Origin of the sequence: Hymenobacter sp. UYP22, assembly GCF_040547285.1 — a bacterium.
Taxonomy (GTDB): Bacteria; Bacteroidota; Bacteroidia; order Cytophagales; family Hymenobacteraceae; genus Hymenobacter.
Genome location: NZ_JBEPPK010000009.1, coordinates 173,056 through 179,055 on the forward strand (window position 1 = coordinate 173,056; position 6,000 = coordinate 179,055).

At 55.1% G+C, this 6,000-nt stretch carries 7 protein-coding genes; 3 read left to right on the forward strand and 4 right to left on the reverse strand.

Translation table 11 applies throughout. The features are described 5' to 3' along the window. Positions 1 to 171: 171 nt before the first annotated feature. Both ABIB60_RS15150 and ABIB60_RS15155 read right to left on the reverse strand, forming a co-directional pair. Positions 172 to 504 carry a recombinase family protein gene (locus ABIB60_RS15150; RefSeq protein ID WP_354581061.1) on the reverse strand — a complete coding sequence of 111 codons (333 nt, stop codon included), beginning with the start codon at positions 502 to 504 and terminating at the stop codon, positions 172 to 174. Positions 505 to 530: 26 nt separating this feature from the next. Continuing rightward, a complete protein-coding gene (locus ABIB60_RS15155; protein ID WP_354581062.1) occupies positions 531 to 638 on the reverse strand; it encodes a recombinase family protein in 108 nt (35 codons plus the stop codon). Positions 639 to 959: 321 nt separating this feature from the next. Here ABIB60_RS15155 and ABIB60_RS15160 point away from each other — a divergent pair, with 321 nt between their 5' ends. Further along, a complete protein-coding gene (locus tag ABIB60_RS15160; protein ID WP_354581053.1) occupies positions 960 to 1,217 on the forward strand; it encodes a DUF202 domain-containing protein in 258 nt (85 codons plus the stop codon). Between the two features lie 241 nt (positions 1,218 to 1,458). Here the strand turns inward: ABIB60_RS15160 and ABIB60_RS15165 are convergent, their stop codons facing one another. Next, positions 1,459 to 1,932: a PDDEXK nuclease domain-containing protein gene (locus ABIB60_RS15165; protein ID WP_354581054.1), complete on the reverse strand. Its 474-nt coding sequence runs from the start codon at positions 1,930 to 1,932 to the stop codon at positions 1,459 to 1,461. A 303-nt stretch (positions 1,933 to 2,235) separates the two neighbouring features. After that, positions 2,236 to 3,141 carry a hypothetical protein gene (locus tag ABIB60_RS15170; protein ID WP_354581056.1) on the reverse strand — a complete coding sequence of 302 codons (906 nt, stop codon included), beginning with the start codon at positions 3,139 to 3,141 and terminating at the stop codon, positions 2,236 to 2,238. Between the two features lie 421 nt (positions 3,142 to 3,562). On the opposite strand from ABIB60_RS15170, the gene ABIB60_RS15175 reads away from it, so the two are divergent. Together ABIB60_RS15175 and ABIB60_RS15180 are read left to right on the forward strand one after the other, a co-directional pair. Beyond that, on the forward strand, positions 3,563 to 4,795 hold the full coding sequence (locus ABIB60_RS15175; RefSeq protein WP_354581057.1) for a TlpA family protein disulfide reductase: 1,233 nt from the start codon (positions 3,563 to 3,565) through the stop codon (positions 4,793 to 4,795). A 376-nt stretch (positions 4,796 to 5,171) separates the two neighbouring features. Beyond that, positions 5,172 to 5,894 (forward strand): hypothetical protein, encoded by a 723-nt coding sequence (locus ABIB60_RS15180; protein ID WP_354581059.1) that lies wholly within the window; start codon positions 5,172 to 5,174, stop codon positions 5,892 to 5,894. Positions 5,895 to 6,000: the final 106 nt, after the last annotated feature.

Here is a 6,000-nt window from a genome sequence, read left to right on the forward strand (position 1 = left end):
CTCGGTCGCAAGCCGATACGTTAGCGGTATTTCCTTTTGCTTTTCCATAGGGGTGCCGTGCTAGAAACGGGGGGTGTATCCATAACGGAATAAGGACGGCAATGTCCGTCTGGCTTGCTTATTCAATGCGCACCTGTGCCTGGCAGCACGGGTAACCCAAGGCCTACTTCCTTACCGCTGGCTTTCAGTTCTACTCTTGTGTGCCCCCGTAATTTGGCAGCCGGCGAAGCGCAGGATTTTGTAGAGGGTGCGGCGGGAGCCAATCTGAAAGTAGTCCATGAGCTGAGGCGTGGATTGCTGGCCAGTTTCGTAAAGCTCCTTGACAGCGGGCGCCATTTTCTGGTAGTGCGGGGCCAGCCCAGGGGGGCTCGCCCTGGGCTGGCCCCAAGCACGGGCGGCTTGCAGCTCGGCGCGGGTGCGCTGTGCAAGCACGTTGCGCTCATGCTCGGCCAGGGCACAGAAAATCTGGAACACGAGCTGGCCGCTAGGCGAGGTGGTGTCGATGGGGCCTGCAGCAAAATCAGGTGCAGCTAGCGGCTCAGTTCCTTGCCCCCCTCGATCAAGTGTTTGGTGGAGCGGCCCAGCCGGTGGAGTCGCCAGATGACGACCGTGTCGCCGGGGCGGGCATACGCCAGCAGTTGTTCCCAGTTGGCCTTGCAGCGCCAGCAAGTGGCAGGGCCGCCGGCGCTGCCCGCGCACCTGGCCCAACTCTCGCCGGCGCGTTTTGTCCATTTGAACCGCCTGGGCCGCTACTCCTTCCAGTTGCCCGCCGACGTGCTGGTCAATGGCCTGCGACCACTGAGGCTCTTACCGTAATTCTTTGTCTAGTTACTAATGCAACCCCTAATAATGTATTCATTCGGATAGCGTCGGAACATGGGGGCACGTGTAGCGGTATTACCCTGACCCCGGCGGCCGGGATGCCGGCTGCGGTCTTTTTCAGTACTTTCCCCTATCCCATGCCCGACTCCTTGTCCCTATCCGACCGATTAGCCCTGCAACGCACCCGCCTAGCTAATGAGCGTACGTTTCTTACCTACGTGCGCACTAGCTTGGCCATGCTGGGCTTCGGGCTAGTGCTAATTCAACTGCACCCTGTGCGGGCCGGGCTATTGGGCTACGGGGCTGTTACGGCTGCTACCCTGGTTATGCTCATCGGCTGGCTCCGCTTCCGACAACGGCGCAAGGATATTTTAGCTGCATCTCTCCTGCTATAATCGATAGAAGAGGTGTAGGTAACTAGCAAGACGGTCTGCGTTATAGCAAAGCCTACCCTGTCGATAACTAACCCTATTCAATAACAAGCCGATGTGTCGCACCCACGCTACCCGCTTGGCTATGAGTCGAGTACACCACGGGGCCGATTAGTTACGTTTACTTGGTGCAAGAGCCAGTGAGAGAGTAAAGCGAACTGTTCGGTGCGCACAACCTAGCCAAGCTCATCCTGTAGCGTACGGATCAGGGACGACGCTTTCTGGTGGTAGCGTAGCGCACAAGTGACTCGTTTTTCTGCGTGCAGAGGATGAGGCCGATGGGTGGGTTATTACTAGCACTCATCTCGTGCTTCCGGTAGTAATGCAGGTACGCATTCATCGGCCCGGCATCGGCGTGGCTGAAAGCGCCAATCTTCAGATCGACTAGCACTATCTGGATCATTTCTGTTTGCAGTTCATCTAGCCACTCCAAGAAATCCTCCAAGTCCATTTTTTCTGTTTGATAACCGGCCCACTTGCTGGTCAAATGCAAGTGCGCAAACTCTTTTTTGGGCCACACAGTAATGATCTGGCTTCTAGAATCATCGCTGAGCATAATCACCCCTTCTGCAGAGCCTAGTAGAGAAAGTGCCCGGTAATCAGTGGCCTTTCGAATCAAGTAGCCGTAGCGTTCGGCTGCAGGTAATTGTAAGATATGTTGAAGTTTACGCACATTCATAAAGGGGACCCAAGGGATTAGCCAACAAGCTATGGGAAGGGTTTCTTCAGGAGAAGAAAGGCTCCTGTATAAGGACTGATGCGACCCACTTATCAGTCTTTATCCAGCGGCAAAACGGAAGCCCTACCCGACTTCCTGGGCTAGTGAAGGAACTCAACCCGCAGCTGGAGCTGGAGGCGCAGCGCCAGGTGGCCCAGCAGCACATATACCAGGCCGGGCAGCAGCACAGCCTAGGCGGTGGAATCGGTAGCTAAAAGGCTTTTTGCTTCAGCTCGTTGGTGAGTAACTATCCCTAGAGACTGCTCACAAAGCCTGTACTAGCTGTTGACCTTGCGCAACCGTTTTCGCTATACGCTTAGCGGGCACTCCCATCTGGTGTAGATCGGTCAACGCTTCCGGGGATGTTACCCAGATGACCTGCTCATTATGGGTTAGGAAGGTACGAAACAGGGGGAAGCAGGCCCATGCCATTCCTCTAGAGTTCGTCATGTCGATGAGGATTGGCTCGTCTGTGGGCAATTGCTGCAAAAAAGCTTGTAAGTCACTCAGCCATTTTTCATCCCCGTAGATGACACCATGAATACGCACTTCCCAGGGGCGTGTGGAGGTTATCTCACAGGGTAGCCCGAAGTCAAAGTATTGCTCTAAGGATTCCAAATACACTTTCTCGGGTAACAGAGGAAACTTACGCCGCGCCATGCCCAAAACGGCTTCTACTAGTTTGTGTTCCGACGAGGGCTTCTTTGGCGTCCAAAAGCGAAAGCGATGGTGCTGCCCATTCTGCCACACATCGTTTTCGACCATAATGCCATCGGTATACCGGTAGCGATTCTTGTTATTGACCATCGCCAACAGTGGTACACTATCTAACACCGAAAAGAAGAAGCGCACGTCTTGCTGGGTTAAGGCAACACTGTCGATGCCCACCACCTGTTGGTCACCTCCAGGGTAACCATCTATCCATTTATACCGGGTCCACTTCAATTGGCCAGTACCTTGTTTGGTCTGTATAACAAACCGAGCATCGGGCAGAAACGACGGATGAAAGTCACCCTGATACAGAAAGGATGTTGGCAGAGCAACCTGCACTTCCTTGCTCGAGCAGGAAGACGTGACAAGCAAGCTGCCAACTAGTAGCAACAGCCAGCAGTGGTGTTGCCGAGGGAGGCGTGTTTTTGCTGGGAAGAAGAAAAGATAGTTGAGGAACATCAGGCTAACAGATAGAAGTAGCAAAGCTCAATACGGCACCCTAGCCTTGCAATGAAAAGCTCATCTATCGGCAAAGTACCATAATCCAAGGGTAGGGACGGTGGGGGTAAAAACCACCACGATTTCGAGATGGGCACTATAACAACTTTTCCGCGACAACAGAGTAATTTTCCAGTAGTCCACAGAGTGGAAAAGTACTATTAGTACAAGCCAGAGAAGTCATGGAGTTTCGAGTTTGCGAAACTCGCCGGTCACTGCAACGAACGGCTGGCAGTTGGTGCAGGGCAGCTGTCCAAGAAAAGGAGCGTGTTGCCAAAATAATGACTGACTTGTAGCAACGGTCTTGGCTTGTGCTCATGCTGGAGAAAAGAGAACTAGGCCGTAGCTTGGGTGCGTATTCCTAGCTCTTCTACCCAAACGTATGATGTTCTGTACTCTTGCCCGCTGTGCGCGGCTTACGTTGATGGGAGGAGCGGCCCCTTGGGGGCTCTCGTTACTGCTAATCCTCGTCTGCGCCCTGGGCAGCGCGGCGCAGGACGTGGTCGGACTCCCTTTAGTACGGGAGACGGGCAGCAGCCGATTTGTGTTTTCCACTCAGCTCGACACGGTGCAAACCCCCAGCTCCGTGCCGAAGGGGATCAGTCGTTACCTGCTCAAGTACATTGAGTTTGGGGGAGGGCTCAGCCCCCTGCCGGCACAGCGCGTAAACTTCCTCATCGGGCGCGACGCCCAGGAGCGCATCGTTTTCGTGCCCGCGGCCGGCCCCAACTCATTAACGTTTCGGGCCCGGGACCAGCATGTGTTGCCTGCAACGCCAGGCAACATCCCGCCGGCAGCCTTCCGCATCGCCTTGGAGGGAGCGCGCGGCGCCCGGCTGCTCGAACTCCGGCCGATGGTTTATGCCACCGGGCAGCGGTACGCATCCGCCCGCGAACAGGACTTGTTTCTTCGCCTCGAACTGCTGGGACACCGGTCCACGGCAACCCTGCCCTTGGGCCCGAACCGCCTCGCCCTGCGCGTAACCCACCCCGGCTACCCCGGCCTCCCCCGAGACCTCGTCTATCCGGACTCCAGTACGCAGGTGCGCGTACTGGACGAAAACAACGCGCCTGCCACCTACCGCTTGGGCGAATCATTCCTAGTGCAGGGACACTTAGTCCGGCTCAGCCACCTCACCCCCGCGGGCGACAGTTTGTACGTCGCGGTCACGGGGCCCGAGAAGTCGCCCTACGCCTACGGGAGTACGCCGCAATTGCTGTTTCAGCCCACGGAATCGACCGACGTACAGGGCCGACGGGTTCGATTGACAGGCACCGAGCGGCCCCTCGTGCTGGATTTCTGGGGCACGTGGTGCAAGCCCTGCGTCGCGCTCACCCCCGCCTTGCAAGCGCTGCACCGACAGTACGGGGCTTCCATCGACCTGGTGGGGGTAGCCCTGGACGACCCGCAGAAGGTAAAACAATACGTGGCGGCTCATTCCCTCCCGTGGCCTAACCTCGTCGTGCCGGCGAACAACGCGCATTCCTTGCTCACGCAATTGGAGATTCGCGAATACCCCACCTTTATGTTGATCTACAAGGGCAAGATTCTCTACCGTGGAATTGGTGCTCGGGGGCTTCAAGAATTGACTCAGCATCTATCGCAATTGCCCTAGCATGCGTTCACGAAACCGGTCTGATAAGTCCGCTTATGATAAGCGGTTAGTTAACGTAAATCGACTTATTGGACAAGTATGAATTAGGATTATTCTTAACTAGAGGCCACTTATTACTATTCCACATCATCTATACGACCGTCTAGGTTGGGCAACTGGTGATGGCTGTTTCTCCTGTATGATGATCCACTTGCTTCGGACTAGCTTTTTGTTGCTGTTGACTAGCGGTTTACGCTGTATGCCCGTCTCGGATCCAGATGCTAATGAACAGAAAACGCTTGTTTCTGTTCCTCCACCTACTTCGCCACAAACCGCCTCTACAATTCGATTACAAGCGGGTAGTTTAGCTAGCTATGTAGCCGATAGCCTGCTGCTCGTGGCCAACCGCGACGCGCATCCAACTTCGTCGGGGCACTGGCGCCTGCTGAACGCAGCCGATGTGCAGTTGGATTCACTAGCCGAAACGTTGGTGAACGAAGAAGGCTCTCCTAAATTCTTGCTCTATGACATCGTCTACCCGGTGTTCCACCTGTCTCCATCGGCTACTCCCGCCACCGCGCTCAACGCCTACTATCGGGCAGCGTACAGTGAACAATTCGTGCACGATACGAGTACGCCTCGCTTAGCAGCTTGGCTCCGGCAACGTCCTGCGGGGAAAAAGCGGCGGTATGATGCGCAAGAAGCGGCGGTGGACTACCAAGTTCGACCTTATCTCCACAGCCTCTATATCACCGCAAGCCAAGATACCTTTCTAAGTTCCGTCGGCGCGTACACGTCCGAAGTAGGCAGCGGTAATTTATCCGGGTTGGCGATCTACTCCGCCCAGGTAACCCGTTCCATCCAAGACGTGGCTGTATGGTTTGAACAATCGCTAACCCGACAGCCGTGGCCGGAATTGGATGAGGTGGTGCGCCAACGCGTGGGCGTTCCCTTTCTGCAAGTACCCGAAACGACAGGCTTCGCGTGCGACTACTTCTTTGCCCCACAAGGGTTGCTCATCGGGGTGAACTGGGCCGATAAAAACCGAGACGAAACCGAAGCCTTCTTCCTCGAGATTCCCTATACCACGCTAACGCAACGATTACAGAAGACCCGCTAAGGACATCCCACTTGAGTAATTAAGAAAGCACTGTGTTGTACTACTTGAAGGCTTTGTAAAAAGCTTGGTAAGCTGATGTTCTTGGAAAAGTTGATTGACATAATGT